The organism is Paenimyroides ummariense, assembly GCF_900115115.1.
Classification (GTDB): domain Bacteria; phylum Bacteroidota; class Bacteroidia; order Flavobacteriales; family Flavobacteriaceae; genus Flavobacterium; species Flavobacterium ummariense.
Map to the genome: position 1 here is coordinate 51,072 of NZ_FOVI01000016.1, position 17,700 is coordinate 68,771.

Consider the following 17,700-nt stretch of genomic DNA (forward strand, 5'->3'; position numbering starts at 1 on the left):
GCGCAATAAGCGTTAATTTAGAACTGCAAATTAATTGTTATGCCTAAAAACGATTCAATTACATTAAATACTATGGAATACAGCAGTGGGCTTGCTGTCGGTATTTGGGACGGATCCACACCCGGTATTATAAAAGCGCTTTATCCCCATAGGCATGACCATTATACCTGTATGCTGATTGAAACTGGTCAGCTTGAAGTTGTATTCGATTTTAAGCAATTAGTAATGCCTGCAGGTACATTTTTTATCTGTCCTCCCGGACAGGTACATCAGATTGTGGATACAATTGGCGCAGCCGGTTATTACCTCTCTTTTGAAAGCCGTCATTCCAGTGTAGCGGCACAGACAAGCTTAGACAATTTGCTGGAGGAAATGCTAAAGATTGCGCTCTCTGGTGATGAGCATGATTGGTTTAGAACCATCTTTGACTCAATGATAAAATTACAAGACCTTAACGATGGAACTTATACACAAGTGCAAGAATCATTGCTTTCGGCTATCGTCGGACAGTCTGTACTATGCTACCAGCGCCGTACATTGATTAAATCTGAGAAATTAGGTCTGCGTGCAATCAGTATTTCAAAGGAATTCAGAAACCTCGTAAAAGCGCATTTCCGAACTATTAAGCGCCCCTCTGAATACGCAGAAAAACTTAATATTACTGTTGCTCACCTAAGTGATACAGTAAAAAAAGCCACTGGACTCTCTGCTTCAGAACTGATCCAAAAAGAAGTTATGAACGAAGCACAAAGATTACTTTGCTATTCAGAAGCCAGCATCAAGGAAATTTCCTATCAGCTTGGATATACAGACACGAAGTATTTCATCAGACTGTTTGCTAAAAAATCAGGTTGCTCACCAAGTAAATTTCGTCGTACATACTCCAAAAAATCAGTTCAAAATTAAGTTACCAGTAAAATTCCTTTTTTTGTCCACCTTATACCTCAATTTGTGCGTTTCGCCGCATCTGCAAATAACTCAATTTTGTAAAAAAAAGAGCATTAAGCAAGCTTCGTTCTTTTAATCAGCTTTATAGTAATTAATTAACAAATCAGATATGAGAATTTTAGTAATAGGTGGAACAGGTCTTACAGGAAGGCTTGTGACTAAAAAATTAGAGAAAATGGGACATCAGGTAATCATCGGTTCACCTGCTGAAGGGGTGGATATACTTACGGGTCACGGACTGAAGGAAGCTTTGAATGGAACCGAAATAGTAATTGATCTGTCGAATTCATCTTCACCCGATGGAGAAAATGCGCTCCGATTTTTTGAAACCGCAGGAAAGAATCTTGTCAAAGAAGAATTGTCTTCCAGTGTTAAGCATCATGTTGTTTTATCAATTGTAGGAACAGATGATGCATTGGAGATCGGTTATCTAAAAGCAAAGAAACTTCAGGAGGATACCATTAAAAACTCAGGCATACCTTACACAATAATTCGGTCAACTCAATTTCACGAACATGTAGAAACCATCATACAGGTGCAGGGGCAAGGGGATAAAGTTTTTGTTTCAGAACTGGACTATCAGCCTATTGCGCTTGAAGATGTTGCCGGGTTCATCGTACAATTTTCTCTGGAAAAACCTAAAAATGATACTGTTGAAATTGCAGGTCCGCAACGTGGCAAAATGGGGGATTTTGTCTCTAAATATATTGAAATTACCGGTCAGTATAAAAAAGTGATTACAGACAATGAAAGCAAGTATATGCATTTTGTTGTTCCAGCTTCATTACTCGTTCCTGCTGGGCAATTCCATTCCGGTACAATACTTTTTCAGGACTGGGCAATTGAAAAACTTAAAAGCTAACATTTAAGCTTCTACCTTGCTATTTGTAATGGTGTTAAAAAAATTTAAATGAGGTTGCTGTTTCACGGTTTAGTTTTTATCATCACGAATAATCACACTTCTGTGTTCCCTTCCCCAATTAATCATTTCACCTATAATGTTTCCGAAAGTTCTGCAGTAATCGGTTGGTTCATATTCTATTAAAACAGGGGTTTCGGGATAAACGGTGCGTTTTACAAGCTTGTTCAGCTCCATATCTTTCAGTTCTTTAGAAAGCATTCTTGTGGTAATTCCGGGGATGCTTCTTTCGATTTCACGGAAACGTCTGTTGCCGTTGCAAAGCGAATTGATGACAGGAATTCTCCATTTTCCCCCGATGAAATATAGGGTGTCCTGCAATGCTCTTAATTCTTCGGTTTGGTCTCTTTCCATAGCTGCAAAGTTAAATGATATAACAGATGATATTGATATACTCTGTGATACTGGTTACAAAAGTATATCAATTTGAAATAACTTTGTCAAAAAAATTTAAAGAAATGAATAAATTCAACAACAAAGTAGCCATTGTAACAGGCGGTAACAGTGGAATAGGGTATGCCACTGCAAAAGAATTAATTGCAGAAGGTGCGAGTGTAATCATCACTGGAAGAAGAAAAGAAGCTATCGAAAAAGCGGCAGAAGAATTGGGTGCCATTCCATTTATAGCTGACCAGGGAAAATTGGAAGACATAAATTCTTTTAAAAATGAAATTGAAAATCAATTCGGAAAGGTTGATATTTTGTTCATCAATGCAGGAATTACGGGAACTTTAGATTCCATTGAAAATATGAGTTCTGAAAATTTTGATAACGTAATGGACATCAATTTCAGAGGCGCTTACTTTACATTAGGTAAATTTATTCCTTTGTTAAACGATGGTGCGTCGGTAGTTTTCCTATCTTCAAATGTTGCTACAACTTATAAAGCCAACAGTTCGGTTTATCAGGCGAGTAAAGCTGCTTTGAATTCGATTGCAAAAACTGCGGCTGCGGAATTGGCACCAAGAAAAATCCGTGTGAACATTGTAAGCCCCGGACCAACAAAAACAGAAATTATGACAAAAGCCGGATTGGATGAAAAAACGTTGGAAGGTTTGAACGATTGGATGATTAATGCAATTCCTTTAAAGAAAATGGGAACTGCAGAAGATGTTGCTAAAGCTGTCGTTTATTTATCAGATAACGAGATTGCCAGTTTTATGACCGGAACCGAAATACTGATTGACGGCGGAATGATATTATGATCATATATTTTCTCCTATTTTAGTTTAGCTGAGGTGGAATGGTAAACAAAAAGGACTGTAAGCTGCAGTCCTTTCTATAATTTTGTACCTATAGCTTTTACTTTTTCAGCATTATTTTATTTACAAAATTACAACCCTAGTTAGTAAAAGTTTGGTCAGCTGTTCTTCGTCTGAAGATCTTGCAGCGTTACCCGCAACATATTTCCATTCAGATCAATCAATATGACACGCGGAATGGATTGATAAAAAATCAATTAAAATGATGCTTAATGATTTATCAGGAAGAAATTCACCGTTGAAAACCAATTTGATTGGAGCAAAGCAATAAAGAAATAAAAAAGAGGTAAGATTCATAAGAAGGAGATAATTGCAAAATGAACAGTTAGATATGAACCTGAATTAGTGTTTAGTACATAATTTTTGTTCATTTTTGCGTTTTTTATAATAATACACAACGTTTGGCTATTGGTAAAGTAGGGTGTTTGTAGCACAATAGCTCAATCGAACAATGCAATTTCATTTCTTCCACATTGGTTTTTGTTTCAAAATCTCGTTGTAAACAGGGCAGTCATCATCGTGGGCACCGCGTAGGTAGCCTATGCTCATTAAAAACTCGTTAACAATTTCGCCACCTGTAAAGCGGAATGTCTTCTTAAATAATTTAACCCATTCTTCTTTGGTTTTAGGATGATTATGTGCTAACCATTTTTCAAAAGAACCGAATTCTTTCTGCAAAATAAGGATTGCTTTTGCATTTTCTATTGCGGCATTTACTTTCAGTTTGTTGCGTATAATTCCTGCATCAGCCAAAAGCCTTTCTCTGTCTGTTTCTGTATATTCAGCAACTTTTTCAATATTGAAATTACTGTAAGCATTTCTAAATGATTGCTCTTTCTTCAAAATCGTTTCCCAGCTCAATCCTGCCTGATTGATCTCTAAAATCAATCTTCCAAATAATTCGTCGTCATCGTGGATTGGGAAACCATAGTGGTTGTCGTGATATTTTTTATGCAAAGCCTTTTTTTCTTCAGATTGCATATTTAGTATAGCTGTACAGTATGACATTCTTGATCTTGATTTAATGGTTGAGGTAATTTTAATTCTTTTTTCTAAACAAAAAGAAATGGCTAAGATAGCCATTTCAATTTATCCTGTAATCTTTAATGACTGTATCAATCCGTCACTTATCTGTAAATGGTAACTCAAAGCAATTGGGCTTCCCGGAAAATTACCTGAAACTTCTACTTTTAAAATAGCTTCTTTTGCAGCATATCCAAGAGGCTTCATCGTAGCTTGATATTCTTTGTTGGCTTTGTCAATCCAGTTTTCAATTTCTTTTCTGCCGTTGTGCGTCTTGCCTTCATCAAAAACTACGGCTGTTTCGGTAAAACATTTTGCATATGCAGCGCTGTCAAAATTGTTTTGCGTTTTTACTAATTCTGCTATTACATTAGGTAAATTACTCACCGAGTAATTATTGTTCGTGTTGTGTTCGTGAATCTTCGATTTCATTTTATTAAAGTTTTTAAAATTATTAAATCGTTGGTACGGTACCGCCATCAATTACAAAGTTAGTACCTGTTAAGTAGCTGGCTCTCGGTGAAACCAAAAAGCCTACAAATTCCGCTACTTCTTCCGGTTCGGCTGGTCTGCCAAAAGGAATTCCACCCAAAGCATCTATTACGCCTTGTTGTGCTTCTTCTACGGTACTGTTCGCGTTTCTTGCAATTTCACCCAGCCAGGCTTTAGAAGCCGTGGTATTGATCCATCCCGGAGAAACAGTGAGTACACGAACTCCTTTTGGTGTTACTTCGTTTGATAAGCTTTTGCTGTAGTTAATTAATGCTGCTTTTGATGCCGCATAAGGCAAAGTAGAATCATACAAAGGCAGTTTACCCTGAATGGAAGCAATATGGATAATAACCCCCGTTTTGCGCTCAATCATTTGTGGTAGAAATCCTCTGTCCAATCTTACTGGAGCCAGCAAATTTGCCTGTAATGTTGATTCCCAGTCTTCATCGGTCAATACTGTAAAGCCGCCGGCAGGGGTCGATGATCCACCGAGATTATTCACCAAAATGTCCAACCTGCCATAAGTTGCAAGCACTTCGCTGATCACTTTTTGTGCATCTGTTGCTTTGCTTAAGTCGGCAGCAATAAAATGCAGGTTGTTATTTTCTGTTTCAGGTGCGTTTCTTGCGGTAATAATAACGGTTGCACCTGCAGTTAAAAGCCTTTCTGCAATTGCTTTTCCTGCTCCTTTCGTTCCACCTGTTACCAAGACAATTTTGCCTGATAGTTCATTGTTGAAATTAAATTGTTGTTCCATGCGTAAATTGTTTTAAGCAAAGTTGAAACATATGTACACATCTCACAAGTACGGAGTTACGATTCATATAGGGATAAAATTATCCCCTATTGCACAATAGGGAACATAGGTTTACATTTGTGTTATGTACGAAAGAAAGATTTTACCAAATCTGAATTGTGGTTTAGATTTAATAGGGGAGGTGCTGTACGGCAAATGGAAAATCCGTTTGTTGTGGTTTATCGATCAAGGACATCAACGTCCCAGTGAGTTACAGCGAAAAATTCCCGATGCAACAAGGCGTGTACTTAATATTCAATTGAAAGAACTGGAAGACCACGAGTTGATCACTAAAAAGATTTATGCGGTTGTACCACCCAAAGTAGAGTACAGTTTAACGGAATTTGGTAAAACGGTAATTCCTGTTATTGCTGCATTGGGAATGTGGGGTGATGAAAATGAAGAACGTTTACGCGGAGTTATTCTAAAGCGCTTGAAGTCTGGGAATGGATAATAATGATGTTGTTGGTAACGTTTCATGAATTGGCGCTCTGACTGAAATCGAATTAACAGCTCGGGCTAAAAAAGACAATATCAGTGTAATGGAGTTCTCACAGCTGTATATTTCTACCACTTCCCAGTCATCTTCACCTTTCCTTACTCTTATTTATTCCAAACGGCAGAATACGGGAGTTGTATTTGATCATTATTTATATTTAATTATGTTAAACCTGATCTGAATATAACTTTACTATTAAAATTTATATGTAGAAACATAATATTCTTTTTTACTCAATGTAACCCTCAATTAATTATCCTTTCTCGCTAATTTTCCAACCTTGTTGTTATTTAAATCGATGTATGCTGCCAAAATCTCTGTTAAATATTGTTTTTTAATTTTAATGAATTGAATTTATATTTTAAATATTTATATTATTTTTAATAAATTATTTAATTATATTGTTTGTTATTATGAAAAATATTTATCTATCTATAATTATTGTTTTGCTTACGGCAATTTCATACGGTCAAAATTACAATCTGGGTTTTGAGAACTGGTCGGGTACTACTGCTTTTACCAGTCTTTCAGCATCTTCAATCGGCTTAAACTGTCATCCCTACCTGTTGCAAAATGCCGAAACTGTTTTTATGGCTGGTAGTGTTCCTGATAATCAGATAGTAGACGCTTGGTCTGCACGGGTTTACGGAATCATGCGTACAACCGATGCTTATAGTGGAAATTATGCAGCCATTATTAGTATGTGGTATCACGGTTCAAAAGGTATAATGGCTTTAGGGAGTACAGAAAATACATATGTCGAAATACCGAAAGTAAAGTTGAACAGTAAAATTTATGGTGTTTCGGGTTTTTATAAGTATCAGGTTGATTCTTTTGTTGCCAATGATACGTTCAAAAAACATTCTTTACTGCATATTGTTACTTATCAAAATGTAGGGGGTATTGCACAACAGTTAACTCATGATTCTTTGACTTATGCTAAGACGGATATTTACCAGCCATTTTCTTTACCCATAAATTATCCGGATACTTCGGTTGTACCTGATTCGGTAAGTATATGGTTTGAATCAAAGGGATATGGCTCAGGCGGTACAAGTTGTGAATTGGCTCATTTTTTAACACTGGATGAATTGCAGTTTCATTATGCTCCGCTGTCAACAGAGAAAAATCAGCTTAAGGCAAACTTAAAGATATTTCCCAATCCCGCAAAGGATATTATAAATGTTAGCTATCAGGATAATCTTGAAATAACCGGTATTCAGTTATTGGACACAAGTGGTAAAGTTGTAAAAATATACAGATCAACTAACAGGGAATTAGATGTAAGTGGAATGTCTTCGGGAATCTATTTATTAAATATCCAAACAAACCAAGGAAGCATTAATGAAAAAATTTGGATAAGGTAGCGCTAATAATTTATCTGCATCAACTTATTCACAACCGTATTATTTAACACAATAATTCAAACAGTTAGCTCGTTAATTCAATTAAAACCAAAACAACTATGTATTTTAGAACTATTATTGCAGGTATAATGGGGGTATCTCTTATAATTTCATGTAGTAAAGAAGATAACGAACTTTTGACAGATAATCTAAACAGATCCGAATTGTTAATTGGGACATGGAAAACTACTTATGGAGGACCAAGCCTTGATAGTCTGGTACCCTCAGATCCAAATTATTCATTTACTGAAGAGTACAGAAAAGATGGAACCGGTACTTCTACATTTGCAGGTGATTCTTCTGTGGAGCCTTTTACATGGAAACTTTCCAAAGATCAAAAAATTATGACACAGACCAGAGAATCCGAAGGGGAAACCTATACATTTGATGTTGAGTTTTATTCCTTTGAAAGAAATAAATTTATTATAAAGGATACCTCATTTAACGAAGTTACTTACGGTGTGTTTGAAAGAGTAAAATAAAATTCTTTTAGTTTACTACGGAATCATTGAAATAGAACAATCAAATATTGGGGATGACAATTAAAATTTGCTACCGTAGAAACATTGTTGGTCTATCGTTTTTTATTTTTTAATTTCAACAAAAACAGAATGTGCATATCCGTTTTTTGTACCGTCAGTCAGGTTTTTAGCCACTCCGTTTATCCATAATTTAGCCACATCCCTATCATTGTCATTTTTTTCATATCCTGCAATGTAGATATTATTGTTTTTTACAAAAACCGAATTCGCAACAGCGTGGTGTTTTCCATCTGTAACAGATTGTACTTTTCCGTTAATCCATAATCTCACCACTTCAATACCGTTAATATTCTCAGTGCCTACAATATAGGTGTTGTTATTCCAAATGTATATTGATCGTGCAAAAGAATTATTTAAGCCGTCAGACAAATTTTGCGATTTTCCGTTTTTCCATAATTTGGCTATATATTTATCATTTTCTATTTCATACCCTACAACATAAACGGTACCATTTTCAACAAATAACGAAAGCGCATAAGCATCGTTTAATCCGTTGCTAAGATTTTGCGGTTTCCCGTTTTTCCAGATTTTTGCTACACTGTTATTTCTGTAATGTTTACTTTTATTTCCACTTTGTTCGTGTCCGCATATATATACATCTCCTTTATATACAAAAATAGCAGCATCATCTGTTGGGTTTTCTCCATTTGTTACATCAGTATAAACACCATTCTTCCATACTTTAATAACATAATTTTTTGTATTATACTGCGCACCCAGAATATAAACATTATTATTGTCTATAAACAAAGAACTGGTATAAGCTGGGGTTTTACCGTTTGTTAATTTTTGTATTTTACCGTTTTTCCAAATAGTTGCAACGTATTCACTATCAATTATAACAGATCCTGCAATATAAACATCATTTTTGTTCACAGCTACGCATTTTGCATCTGAATATAGTTCGTTGCTTTCTAAGGGAATGTCTTGACCATTTTTCCATAGTTTGGCTACGTGTTTCATACCTACTTCGTCTGCAATCTCTTCTATCGAAGATTCAAACTTGCTGTCATTATATTCGTATCCTGCAACATAAATATCAACATCATTTAAAGTTTTATCGGTATCAGTTAATATTTTATTTGTTTGACAAGACGTTAATATACTTGCAATTGAAATAGCGATTAATAATTTTATAAAATACAGCTTCATTTTATCTTATTTTTTTGATTAATTCTTTATAGTGCCATGTTATTCATAATGGCGTACAACTTAATTATCATTTCCTTTTCCCCATTCCCTTGGTCACTGAGTCTGCCGAACTGTCCATTTCCCATTTAACTGCGTAGGAGGGCGGTTGTTGTTTGCACGGAGTAATTTTAATTCAAATATAGATAAAGTTTGAGTAACTAATTTTATAATAGGCTTCCGCCAATGAACAATATTTAAGGATCATTTTTTACGATTGATAATTAGATGTTTAGAATAAGAGAGTTTAAGATTGTCATAAATTTATATCTTTTGCTACATTTAGAATATCTAATTACCTGTACGTCTTAAAAGATAAAACCAAAATGGTTATAAACTCAAATCCAAAAGGTTAATTTCAAACAAATTCTAACATTAAAGTTGGAATTTATTAAGGACTGTTATACAAGATCATCGTTTGAAGTTCTTAAAACAATATTTTTTCCTCTTCATAAATTTCTAAAAAAAGTATAGCATATTTGTAAAAGTATTTACCATGCTTTGTGCTATAGTAGAAACTGTTTGGTAATGTAATTGGCTTGATAAATTTTCTTTATGAGTAAGATGAAAAAAATACTTTATTTATGTGTTACACTATGCGTTGTAACAAGTCTTTGTGCACAAACAGCTGTTCAACCAACTAAAAAAAACGACGGTTTTGAAAAAGTAACTAACCTGTATCTGGCAGGTAAGTTAATCGATACTGCTTACATGTCTATGATTGATTCGGTTGCAGCTTCTGCACTTGATAATGGGGAGTTTTACAGTATAAGTGAAATGTCTGAAAACCTTAAGCAGTATGAAAAGGTTGCATGGAGTAAAAAAGAGTACGGATCCTATCGAATTGATTATTTTACAATTTTGATGAACAATGTATATTTATCCGGTAAATGGGGATCCTCTATTTTTTATGCCGAAAAAATAGCAAGGCAGAGTGAAAAGGAGAACATGTCCCGCCCTTTTATAGAGCCAGGTATTAAAATGTATATTTATAGCATAACAAATCAGGAAGATAAGGAGATTGAAACTTACGAAAAACATAAGAAACTTATTCAGGATTTGGTGGTTAAAATTAAAAAGGAACCGGAAGTATATTACTGGGACGGAATTGATGCACTGCGTATATTGGCACCAATAATTAATACGTACTTTCATAAAAAGGATACCGTAAGGGGTGAAGAAGCATATAAGCTTGCCGGTTCATTGATTCAAGGTATTGACAAAGACCCGACTACTTCCAATAGTTCGCGACAAATAACCAAGTTTTATACAATAGCATTCGATTTCTTCAAGGCAAGTGGTCTTGATAGAAAAAATGACATAAAGGCTGCTTTGACCAAATTGGAAATTTTGATAAAAAAAGATGACCTCATTGGTGACGAATATGCTTATAATCTGATGGACTGGAAAGCAGATTATTTTCTGCAAGTGAAGCAAGTAGACAGTGCCCATTTTTATATTGATAAACTGGAAAAAACGGTTGCTTTTGCACAAGATCAGAAGATATTGATTAATCGGTACAAGTCAAGGCTGGAAACTATAAAAGGCAATCCGGAAAAAGCGTATGAGTTATTAGACAAAGCCTTGGAAGAATCTTTTAAAATGCAGGCAGAATTGTCAGCAGAAATGGATAACTTACTTTATGCGCAAACAGAAGCCGAACATCATAAATTGGCATTTGAAAAAAGCGAAGCAGAGAAAAAGGAAAGAAATACTTGGATTATTGTAATAAGCTTACTTTTAGTTGCTGTAATTACAGTTAGTGTTATACTGTTGCGATTAAAAGACAGAAAATTAAAAAAAACGGTAAAAGATCTTGATGAAACGGCCAATATACAGATTGCATTGATGGAACAGTTTGAATCTGAAGTTCGGAAGGAAGAACAGGAACGTCTTTCGCAAAACCTTCACGATGATTTGTCCGGAACACTGGCAGCTGTTAAATACAACATCGATTTGCAGGTTTTGGATGCCGAAAAAAGTGACAAAAAGGAAAAACTTACACAGTTATCAGAGATGATGAATGCCGCATTCAATAAAGTGCGTAACAAAAGTCATGATTTTTTGAAGGTGCCCAACTGCCGAATGAAGAAATGTTTTACCGTTATATAATGCATCTGGCACATATAGCCTTTCCCGAAAACCATTATAAGCTTAATATACAGATAGACGATTATTCACTTGCCAATACCTCTATAGAATTCCGTTCAGAATTAATCAGGGTAATTCAGGAAGCCTTTACAAATATTATCAAACACGCGAAAGCATCGCAGGTAGATTTGTGGATCTACAGGGAAATAGGGAAGCTGTGCGTTGTTATCAAAGATAACGGAAAAGGAATGGCTTCAGGTTCCAAACAAAATACCATGGGAATCGGTAATATGAAGGCAAGGCTTAAAAAGTTCGAAGCCGATTTCGTACTTAACAGCGATGATACAGGTGTAGAAATTACCATTTCAATTCCTGAAAATACGATTAAAAGGAACCATGAGACGGCTGATCTATAGTAGCTAAATAGTCAGTAGCAGTTCTTTTCATTTTTATAATTTTAATAGTGGAATATCAACTATAATTGATCCTAAAACCTTTGATAAATTGTAACTTTATCCACAGTTTTTTTGGTAGTATGTCAATACCATGTCTTTATTCTGTTGTTTAAAAAATAGCAAATTTTTGCTATTTTTTATTACTTCTCTTTTGTGTTAATTTAACTTATTGTAAATCAATAATACTGTTATACTCAACAAGGTCTGAATTATAAGGAAAATTACATCTTCACAAACAAAATTTGAATTTAGCATAGAACCATATCGGACAACCCTAGATTCATAATTTATAGTGTAACAGGTATAGAAGGTCTAACCACATACAATTGGGCATATATTATGTGGTTAGACTTCTAAAAAAAATGGAATAATTACTTTACAAAATGCATTTTAATTTTAAAGACATTCATATTGGTGAGGTTATTCTTAAATTAACCCAGGAAAAAGAAATAGACGAAGATCGTATCGTTAAATTCTTAAAAAAAACGCCTGGTGAAATAAAGAATATGTATGAATCCAAAGATTTGAATTCTGATCTGCTTTTGTTGTGGAGTAAACTTTTGGGATACGACCTTTTCAGGCTTTATTCCCAGCACCTGCTTCTGTATTCGTCTACCTATCTTGAGAAAAATAAGAAAAAGGAGAGTAATGTCCCACGATTTAAAAAGAACATCTACACCGTAGAAATAATTGAATTTATTGTGGAACTTTTTCAGAACGGTGAAAAAACGGTAAACGAAATTGTAAAAGAATATAACATACCCAAAACAACGGTGATGCGTTGGATCCAGAAATACCAGAAACAAAATGATACCCAATTATAAAAAAATTTATACCGATCTGTTAGATAGAAAGTACCCCGAAAAGAAACAGGAATGTGAAAGTATACTGCAAAAACAAACAATTGGGTCTTTGGACGTAATTCGGTTAAACGAAATTATATTTAGTAATAAACACGAGTTGTTAAAGAAAAATCATTCGTTCAGGTCGTATGACAGGCGTACCGTGGTAAAGATTCTTAAATATCAGCAGGAACACGGCTTGAATAATATTCAATTGGCATCTCATTTTAAATTAAGCAGGAATACGGTTACGAAATGGAAAAATGAACAGATTTTCTGTGATGTGGAATGATTTGTTTAATTGATAGGGATGTTTATATAAATTTCAAAACCGTCTTCGGTATTAATCTTTACATTTCCTTTCATATTGGATATTCGGGAAATTATAGATTTTATACCTAAACCATTACTTTCTTTCTGCTTGTTAAATTTACCGTCGTTCTTGATTATCAGGGTAAACGAGTTATCATTCTCTCTAAAAATCATTAAAGAAATAGTACGTGATTTTGAATGTTTGATGATGTTAGACAAGGCTTCCTGTATTACTTTTAAAAGTTCTATTTTCTGGGCAGAACTTATATCTTCTAACACATCCTGATCTATTTCCACTTTCTTGTTGTAGCGGTTAGAAGGGAAAAACAGTTCAAGATTGGTATTAATTTGCTGATAAAATAAAACTTCGGCTTTGTTTTCTGATAAAGAATACCATTCATGACTTTTATTACGGGTATTGTTATAAACATCGGTAACATGCTCTAAGATGCTTTTTAGCTGGGCTTTGTTTTCAATGGAATGATTATCCATCAAAAACGTTTCGATCTGATATTTTATGGCAGATAAGCTTGAAGCTGTTGAATTATGAAGATCTTCGCCTAAACGGATTTGTTCTTGTTTTACTGCCTGAAAAGTCATTTCTTCCATAGTAGCTATTTGAATGTTGGCAATACTATTTAGGTTTGAAATTTTATTCTGAATAATTCTGTTTTTTCTTATTCTTCTCCATACGATCAAGAAAATTATAATAACAAAAACAATAGAAATACAAATAAACAATAGTCGTTGATTGCTTTTGGTCTTCTCTGCTAATACTAATGCATTCTGCGTATCTTCTGCTTTGGTGTATGCATACAGTAAATCGTCAAGTTCCCCCGTTAGGTTTGTTTTTATACTGTCGCCAATAACATTAGCTTTCTCCAGTTGCTCATAGGCTTCTTTATAATTCCCTTTAATGAAATTAACTTGAGCGGAATAAGATAAGATACGCTCTTTTATGTCTTGAGAAATTTGAGGGAGATCGTTATATTTTTTTAAGTAATATTCAACGCTGTCAACTTTGTTGGCTTTTAAATAAAAATCTATCTTCCATTCAGTAAGCGCATACTCAAGAAAGGTTGTATCTGCTTTATTTTTATACTTGTTTTTTAACTTTCCTACTTCGTTAAGTATGCTGCTGCAGCTTTTGTAGTCTTTATTAACAAGAGATATAAAAAACTTTTGCTCTAATAAGTGAAGGTCAATAGACAGTAAGTCGTTACTGTCTAAATTTTTCTTTTTAAGTTCATTAATTATCTTTACAGAAAGATTGTATATTTCATATAGATTTTCAGAGTCAGCCAATTGACTATATGTTGCACTGACTGGTGAGAGTATATGAAAAGCATCAATTGCAATACTAGATTTGATACTGTCTTTAGACAGTAAATAGGGAATACGTTTAAGGAAGTTCTTTTCTTTGTTGTATGTTTTTATTACCTTTTCAATATTTGCACTTACTACATAAATTTTAATTTTATGTGCCGATTCACTTAATGAATGTTGCTTTTGTAAAGCATACTCCCTTGTTACTTTTTCTGCAAAATACATGGCTTCGCCTCTTTTTTGAAATAATGCAGCATTGCTTAAAAACATTCTGTAATAGTCAATGCGGTATTTGTCATATTTTTTATTTGAAAAAGCAATTTTCTCATAAGTTTTTAAATATTCTCTCAACTCATTCGGTTTTATATACAAACCCTGCAAAAGAATATCTGTGCTTAATTCCTTAACCTTACGCATATAAACGGTATCGTGAATTTTTTCACGTACATATTCGTTATGCATTTTTTTAAATGAACTGGAAACCGAATCTTCATTTTGTGCAAACGATACGGAAATATTGAATAGGAAAAATAATGTTAATAGTGATTTCATAATATTTAAAAATCTACAGTAGATCAAGTTTTCGGCAAAAGGCTAAAAGTTCTGTTATGGAACGGGTGTTGGTTTTTTCCATCATTTTTCTTCTGTGGGCAATAATGGTGTGTCTGCTTAAAAAAGCTTTTTCGGCCGTTTGATCTATAGTTAAACCCTGTGAAAAATAGTGCAGCAGGTACAGTTCTTTTTTGGTAAAGGGAATCTCATTTAATTCTTGATATGACTGTATAATGTTTTTAATTTCAGGACAGGTATAATTCTTCCTTTCACTAACCGTACAGATGCATTTTATAATAATGTCTAAAGACGACGATTTGCTTATAAAACCGTGCGGTTCATAACCCAGAATCGTTTTTGCAAGTTGCGGGTTCGTTAAACTTGAAATAACAATAATCTTATTGTTCTTACTTAATTTTTTAACGGTATTAATGATTGATAGGGCGTTTTGGTCTTTAAGATAAAAATCTATAAATAAAAAAAGGGAATCATTGCGGTAAGACCTTACAAAATTTAAAAAGTCTTTTTCGTTATTAAACGGGTGCACCGATTTAAAACGATTTAGTTTTTCAAGAAGCATCGAAAATGCATCACCAAAAATTCTATGATCGTCTAGGATCACAGCTCTGGAATTTTCGCTGCTGTTAAGTGCTGATAAGGTCATGCGGATGAATTACATTTAGTAATGTACAAATTTATCAAAAGTATTAAAAACAATTAGATTATTCGTTATGCTTTTATTATAAAAAGATAGAAAAGACAGTAATAAATGTTAAGTTTCATTCTAAAAACCATATCCGCAATTTCCAGAGTTGCAAAACGCATGAAAACTGTTTATGTAGCTATATAGTTGGTTCATTATTGATGGTTTTTTTCCTCCCCCAACGGACTGAGCCCGCTTCTCTTCATTTTCAAGATTATCACAAGTCATATATAAAGAATAGCTCCCTGCCCTCTTAAGGTTAGAATTTAGATAACATATTAATGTTATTTTTTTTATTTACATAGCATGTTCGTGTGGTTTACGCTCTGTCTTGATGAACCTTCTTTAAATCAGTAATTAAATTTACATACTTCAAAATTTAGAAAAAAAGGGGAATTGTGTGTTCATTATGAACATTTTAAAGATAATAATTATTTGAAACCGATATGAAAAAAAGATTACTAACCGCAGCCTTTTTTGTGGGAGCATGGGGCGCATATAGTCAGGTAGGAATAGGTACGTTAACACCTAATAAATCTGCTCAACTGGATATTGTATCACAGAATAGCGGGGTACTCTTCCCGCGTATTAAGCTAACGTCAAGTACAGATGCTACTACAATAACTCAAGGCAATGTTAACAGTATATTTGTATATAATACCACAACGGTAAATGATGTGAAACCGGGTTACTACTATTGGTATGAAGATAGATGGATGCGAGTTGTTAACGATGCAGATGTTATTGCTTTAGACAAAAATACAACGAATGCATCGTTAGTAGTTTTAAATCAGGATTTGGTTTTAACCGATACAGATGGCAATACGGTAAGCGTTCCGTTATCTGCAATCAATATACCAACCACGATCATAAAAAACACCGATGGTACCTATACATATACCAACGAAGCTGGAACAACGGTAATAATCGATGCAACCGATAATGTGATCAACAATTTTGAGAACATTGTAAACAATACCGACGTATTAAACGAACTGATCGAAGTATTGGGCGATACGTATGTTGGCGGAAACGTTTATTATGACGGCACACAGTTTACGTATGTAGACCAGGCTGGCGATACACATGTTATAAACATCAAAGACATTGTTCAGGCAAACGAAACAATCACCACGATCGTAAACAACAACGACGGGACGTATACTTATACCAACGAAGCAGGAGTAACGGCGATCATCGACGTACCTGCATCAGTAGTGAACCAGTTTGAGAACATTTACAACGACATTGTAAACGAACAGATTACCGTTGGTGGAGCTACCTACAACAGCTTTGAAGAGTACCTGACCACGATAGCGAACGATGCCATCAACATTGGCGGCAGTGCGTTTATCGATGTAACGGGCACGGGAACAGCAGCCGATCCATACCAGGTATCGATCAAAGAAGGCGCAGCGAATTCTATGCTGATCACCAATGCGGCAGGCAATGTAGAATGGGCAAGCTTATCAACAATCGTAAAAGCAAACGAAACAATCACCACGATCGTAAACAACAACGACGGGACGTATACTTATACCAACGAAGCAGGAGCAACGGCGATCATCGACGTACCTGCATCAGTAGTTAACCAGTTCGAGAACATTTACAACGACATTGTAAACGAACAGATTACCGTTGATGGGGCTACCTACAACAGCTTTGAAGAGTACCTTACCACGATAGCAAACGATGCGGTCAACATTGGCGGCAGCGCGTTTATCGATGTAACCGGCACGGGAACAGCGGCCGATCCATACCAGGTATCGATTAAGGAAGGCGCAGCGAATTCAATGCTGATCACCAATGCGGCAGGCAATGTAGAATGGGCAAGCTTATCAACAATCGTAAAAGCAAACGAAACAATCACCACGATCGTAAACAACAACGACGGGACGTATACTTATACCAACGAAGCAGGAGCAACGGCGATCATCGACGTACCTGCATCAGTAGTGAACCAGTTCGAGAACATTTACAACGACATTGTAAACGAACAGATTACCGTTGGTGGGGCTACCTACAATACTTTTGAAGAGTATCTGACCACGATAGCGAACGATGCCATCAACATTGGCGGCAGCGCGTTTATCGATGTAACCGGCACGGGAACAGCGGCCGATCCATACCAGGTATCGATTAAGGAAGGCGCAGCAAACTCGATGTTGATTACCAATGCGGCAGGCAATGTAGAATGGGCAAGCTTATCAAGTATCGTAAAAGCGAACGAAACATTGACGGTATTGTCTTACAACAATGCGACCAATGAATTGACGTATACCGATGAAAAAGGTACTGCTTCTGTAATCAACTTAAACGAAGGATCGGTAAGCTATGATGGCGC

At 35.1% G+C, this 17,700-nt stretch carries 18 protein-coding genes; 11 read left to right on the forward strand and 7 right to left on the reverse strand.

Features of this window, described 5'->3' with window-relative positions; genetic code table 11:
- The first annotated feature begins 39 nt into the window (after window positions 1-39).
- Both BM253_RS11670 and BM253_RS11675 read left to right on the forward strand, forming a co-directional pair.
- The gene (locus tag BM253_RS11670; protein WP_091524305.1) at window positions 40-906 is read left to right on the forward strand and encodes an AraC family transcriptional regulator; all 867 of its coding nucleotides are present in this window, start codon (window positions 40-42) and stop codon (window positions 904-906) included.
- A gap of 151 nt (window positions 907-1,057) precedes the next feature.
- Window positions 1,058-1,810: an SDR family oxidoreductase gene (locus BM253_RS11675; protein ID WP_091524309.1), complete on the forward strand. Its 753-nt coding sequence runs from the start codon at window positions 1,058-1,060 to the stop codon at window positions 1,808-1,810.
- A gap of 69 nt (window positions 1,811-1,879) precedes the next feature.
- Here BM253_RS11675 and BM253_RS11680 read toward each other — a convergent pair whose 3' ends face one another.
- The gene (locus BM253_RS11680; RefSeq protein ID WP_091524312.1) at window positions 1,880-2,221 is read right to left on the reverse strand and encodes a winged helix-turn-helix transcriptional regulator; all 342 of its coding nucleotides are present in this window, start codon (window positions 2,219-2,221) and stop codon (window positions 1,880-1,882) included.
- A gap of 104 nt (window positions 2,222-2,325) precedes the next feature.
- Between BM253_RS11680 and BM253_RS11685 the strand changes: the two genes are divergently transcribed.
- On the forward strand, window positions 2,326-3,072 hold the full coding sequence (locus BM253_RS11685; RefSeq protein WP_245758497.1) for an SDR family oxidoreductase: 747 nt from the start codon (window positions 2,326-2,328) through the stop codon (window positions 3,070-3,072).
- Window positions 3,073-3,588: 516 nt separating this feature from the next.
- Here BM253_RS11685 and BM253_RS11690 read toward each other — a convergent pair.
- The 3 genes from BM253_RS11690 to BM253_RS11700 all read right to left on the reverse strand — a co-directional run bounded on the left by BM253_RS11690 (window position 3,589) and on the right by BM253_RS11700 (window position 5,401).
- Entirely contained in the window at window positions 3,589-4,137 is a 549-nt protein-coding gene (locus tag BM253_RS11690; protein ID WP_091524370.1) for a DNA-3-methyladenine glycosylase I, read from the reverse strand.
- 81 nt (window positions 4,138-4,218) lie between these two features.
- The gene (locus tag BM253_RS11695) at window positions 4,219-4,584 is read right to left on the reverse strand and encodes a hypothetical protein (RefSeq protein WP_091524373.1); all 366 of its coding nucleotides are present in this window, start codon (window positions 4,582-4,584) and stop codon (window positions 4,219-4,221) included.
- Window positions 4,585-4,606: 22 nt separating this feature from the next.
- Complete coding sequence (locus tag BM253_RS11700) at window positions 4,607-5,401, reverse strand: SDR family oxidoreductase (RefSeq protein WP_091524319.1); 795 nt, start codon at window positions 5,399-5,401, stop codon at window positions 4,607-4,609.
- A 124-nt stretch (window positions 5,402-5,525) separates the two neighbouring features.
- Here BM253_RS11700 and BM253_RS11705 point away from each other — a divergent pair, with 124 nt between their 5' ends.
- The 3 genes from BM253_RS11705 to BM253_RS11715 all read left to right on the forward strand — a co-directional run bounded on the left by BM253_RS11705 (window position 5,526) and on the right by BM253_RS11715 (window position 7,827).
- A complete protein-coding gene (locus BM253_RS11705) occupies window positions 5,526-5,894 on the forward strand; it encodes a winged helix-turn-helix transcriptional regulator (RefSeq protein ID WP_091524322.1) in 369 nt (122 codons plus the stop codon).
- Between the two features lie 458 nt (window positions 5,895-6,352).
- Window positions 6,353-7,306 (forward strand): T9SS type A sorting domain-containing protein, encoded by a 954-nt coding sequence (locus BM253_RS11710; protein WP_091524324.1) that lies wholly within the window; start codon window positions 6,353-6,355, stop codon window positions 7,304-7,306.
- Window positions 7,307-7,404: 98 nt separating this feature from the next.
- Window positions 7,405-7,827, forward strand: coding sequence for a hypothetical protein (locus BM253_RS11715; protein WP_091524327.1), 423 nt, complete (start codon window positions 7,405-7,407; stop codon window positions 7,825-7,827).
- 102 nt (window positions 7,828-7,929) lie between these two features.
- Here the strand turns inward: BM253_RS11715 and BM253_RS11720 are convergent, their stop codons facing one another.
- Window positions 7,930-9,039, reverse strand: coding sequence for a hypothetical protein (locus BM253_RS11720; protein WP_091524331.1), 1,110 nt, complete (start codon window positions 9,037-9,039; stop codon window positions 7,930-7,932).
- 591 nt (window positions 9,040-9,630) lie between these two features.
- On the opposite strand from BM253_RS11720, the gene BM253_RS11725 reads away from it, so the two are divergent.
- The 4 genes from BM253_RS11725 (at window position 9,631) to BM253_RS11740 (ending at window position 12,755) form a co-directional block, all read left to right on the forward strand.
- Window positions 9,631-11,187 (forward strand): histidine kinase, encoded by a 1,557-nt coding sequence (locus tag BM253_RS11725; protein WP_091524334.1) that lies wholly within the window; start codon window positions 9,631-9,633, stop codon window positions 11,185-11,187.
- Complete coding sequence (locus tag BM253_RS11730) at window positions 11,169-11,582, forward strand: sensor histidine kinase (protein ID WP_091524337.1); 414 nt, start codon at window positions 11,169-11,171, stop codon at window positions 11,580-11,582. Before BM253_RS11725 ends, BM253_RS11730 begins: the two co-directional genes overlap by 19 nt.
- A gap of 422 nt (window positions 11,583-12,004) precedes the next feature.
- A complete protein-coding gene (locus tag BM253_RS11735; RefSeq protein ID WP_091524340.1) occupies window positions 12,005-12,445 on the forward strand; it encodes a helix-turn-helix domain-containing protein in 441 nt (146 codons plus the stop codon).
- Window positions 12,429-12,755, forward strand: coding sequence for a hypothetical protein (locus tag BM253_RS11740; RefSeq protein WP_091524343.1), 327 nt, complete (start codon window positions 12,429-12,431; stop codon window positions 12,753-12,755). The genes BM253_RS11735 and BM253_RS11740 overlap by 17 nt, the downstream gene beginning before the upstream one ends.
- Window positions 12,756-12,760: 5 nt before the next feature.
- Here the strand turns inward: BM253_RS11740 and BM253_RS11745 are convergent, their stop codons facing one another.
- The gene (locus BM253_RS11745) at window positions 12,761-14,653 is read right to left on the reverse strand and encodes a sensor histidine kinase (RefSeq protein WP_091524346.1); all 1,893 of its coding nucleotides are present in this window, start codon (window positions 14,651-14,653) and stop codon (window positions 12,761-12,763) included.
- Window positions 14,654-14,666: 13 nt separating this feature from the next.
- Window positions 14,667-15,317, reverse strand: a complete 651-nt coding sequence (locus tag BM253_RS11750) for a response regulator transcription factor (RefSeq protein ID WP_091524350.1) — start codon at window positions 15,315-15,317, stop codon at window positions 14,667-14,669.
- A 485-nt stretch (window positions 15,318-15,802) separates the two neighbouring features.
- Here BM253_RS11750 and BM253_RS11755 point away from each other — a divergent pair.
- Window positions 15,803-17,700: hypothetical protein (locus BM253_RS11755; RefSeq protein WP_091524352.1), on the forward strand; the 1,898-nt coding region annotated here is incomplete at its 3' end.

Coding starts and splice junctions, on each gene's coding strand:
- BM253_RS11740 (WP_091524343.1), top strand. CDS start 12,429: ATGATACCCAATTATAAAAAAATTTATACCGATCTGTTAGATAGAAAG.
- BM253_RS11750 (WP_091524350.1), bottom strand. CDS start 15,317: ATGACCTTATCAGCACTTAACAGCAGCGAAAATTCCAGAGCTGTGATC.
- BM253_RS11730 (WP_091524337.1), top strand. CDS start 11,169: ATGTTTTACCGTTATATAATGCATCTGGCACATATAGCCTTTCCCGAA.
- BM253_RS11705 (WP_091524322.1), top strand. CDS start 5,526: ATGTACGAAAGAAAGATTTTACCAAATCTGAATTGTGGTTTAGATTTA.
- BM253_RS11700 (WP_091524319.1), bottom strand. CDS start 5,401: ATGGAACAACAATTTAATTTCAACAATGAACTATCAGGCAAAATTGTC.
- BM253_RS11695 (WP_091524373.1), bottom strand. CDS start 4,584: ATGAAATCGAAGATTCACGAACACAACACGAACAATAATTACTCGGTG.
- BM253_RS11690 (WP_091524370.1), bottom strand. CDS start 4,137: ATGTCATACTGTACAGCTATACTAAATATGCAATCTGAAGAAAAAAAG.
- BM253_RS11725 (WP_091524334.1), top strand. CDS start 9,631: ATGAGTAAGATGAAAAAAATACTTTATTTATGTGTTACACTATGCGTT.
- BM253_RS11685 (WP_245758497.1), top strand. CDS start 2,326: ATGAATAAATTCAACAACAAAGTAGCCATTGTAACAGGCGGTAACAGT.
- BM253_RS11675 (WP_091524309.1), top strand. CDS start 1,058: ATGAGAATTTTAGTAATAGGTGGAACAGGTCTTACAGGAAGGCTTGTG.
- BM253_RS11735 (WP_091524340.1), top strand. CDS start 12,005: ATGCATTTTAATTTTAAAGACATTCATATTGGTGAGGTTATTCTTAAA.
- BM253_RS11680 (WP_091524312.1), bottom strand. CDS start 2,221: ATGGAAAGAGACCAAACCGAAGAATTAAGAGCATTGCAGGACACCCTA.
- BM253_RS11745 (WP_091524346.1), bottom strand. CDS start 14,653: ATGAAATCACTATTAACATTATTTTTCCTATTCAATATTTCCGTATCG.
- BM253_RS11715 (WP_091524327.1), top strand. CDS start 7,405: ATGTATTTTAGAACTATTATTGCAGGTATAATGGGGGTATCTCTTATA.
- BM253_RS11720 (WP_091524331.1), bottom strand. CDS start 9,039: ATGAAGCTGTATTTTATAAAATTATTAATCGCTATTTCAATTGCAAGT.
- BM253_RS11710 (WP_091524324.1), top strand. CDS start 6,353: ATGAAAAATATTTATCTATCTATAATTATTGTTTTGCTTACGGCAATT.
- BM253_RS11670 (WP_091524305.1), top strand. CDS start 40: ATGCCTAAAAACGATTCAATTACATTAAATACTATGGAATACAGCAGT.